This window comes from Polaromonas sp. P3_C2 (genome assembly GCF_056402675.1).
Genome location: NZ_JBFUGX010000967.1, coordinates 1 through 1,191 on the forward strand (window position 1 = coordinate 1; position 1,191 = coordinate 1,191).

2 protein-coding genes are annotated in these 1,191 nt (G+C 59.4%); both read left to right on the forward strand.

Annotated features, from left to right (window positions below):
• Window positions 1–695 (forward strand): protein adenylyltransferase SelO family protein (locus AC1DWI_RS23840; RefSeq protein ID WP_477725998.1); only part of this gene is annotated, 695 nt, incomplete at its 5' end.
• A gap of 31 nt (window positions 696–726) precedes the next feature.
• Entirely contained in the window at window positions 727–1,137 is a 411-nt protein-coding gene (gene msrB / locus AC1DWI_RS23845; protein ID WP_477648405.1) for a peptide-methionine (R)-S-oxide reductase MsrB, read from the forward strand.
• Window positions 1,138–1,191: the final 54 nt, after the last annotated feature.

A 1,191-nucleotide genomic window follows, 5' to 3' on the forward strand; every position in this document is an offset into this window, starting at 1 on the left:
TCCTCCTGGGGCTGACCATTGACTATGGCCCGTTCCAGTTTCTCGATGCGTTTGATCCTGGCCACATCTGCAACCATTCGGACACCCAGGGCCGATACGCCTATAACAAGCAGCCAAACATGGCCTATTGGAACCTGTTTTGCCTGGGGCAGGCTTTGCTGCCGCTGATTGAAGACCAGGAGCAGGCTCTTGCAGCCCTGGAACCCTACAAAACCGTGTTCCCTGAGGCATTGCAGGCCCGAATGCGCGGCAAACTTGGCCTGGCGGACGAGCAATCCGAGGACAAGGCCCTGGTGGACAACACCTTCAAACTGTTGGCCGCCAACAAGGTGGACTACACCATCTTCTGGCGGCGCCTGAATGGTTTCACGGCACAAAGCGGCCATGAACCCCTGCGTGACCTGTTCTTTGACCGGGAATCCTTCAACGCCTGGGCGCTACAGTATTCAGAGCGCCTTGCGCAAGTGGATCAAGGGCTGCGGGCTGATTTGATGCTTAACAACAATCCCAAGTTCGTGCTGCGCAACCATTTGGGGGAAGAAGCCATACGCGCCGCGAAACTAAAAGACTTTTCCGGGGTCGACACCTTGCTTGCCTTGCTGCAGGCCCCATTTGAGGAGCATCCGGGGCATGAGAGCTTTGCGGATTTCCCCCCAGACTGGGCCTCATCCATTGAAATCAGTTGCAGTTCGTAACACCTCCGCCAACTCACGCCAGGAACAGAACATGAGCACCAAGATCCAGAAAACCGACGCCGAGTGGAAGGCCCTGCTGGCCGAAAAAGGCGCTGAGCCTGCGGCCTTTGAAGTCACGCGCCACGCCGCCACCGAGCGCCCCTACACCGGCAAATACGAAGCCGTCTGGGCCGACGGCAGCTACCATTGCATCTGCTGCGGTGCCAAACTGTTTGAGTCGGAAACCAAATTTGACGCCGGCTGCGGCTGGCCCAGCTTTTCGGAAGAAGCCGTGCCCGGCGCGATTGAGGAAATTGTGGACCGCAAGCACGGCATGGTGCGCACCGAAACCGTGTGCGCCAGCTGCGGCGCGCATCTGGGCCATGTGTTTCCCGATGGGCCGTCTCCCACAGGCCTGCGCTACTGCATGAACTCGGCAGCGCTTGATTTCAAGAAGAAGTGAAGCCCCCACGGTCGCTCGCTGCGCGTAGCTTCCTGCCCCCCCGAGGGGGCCGCC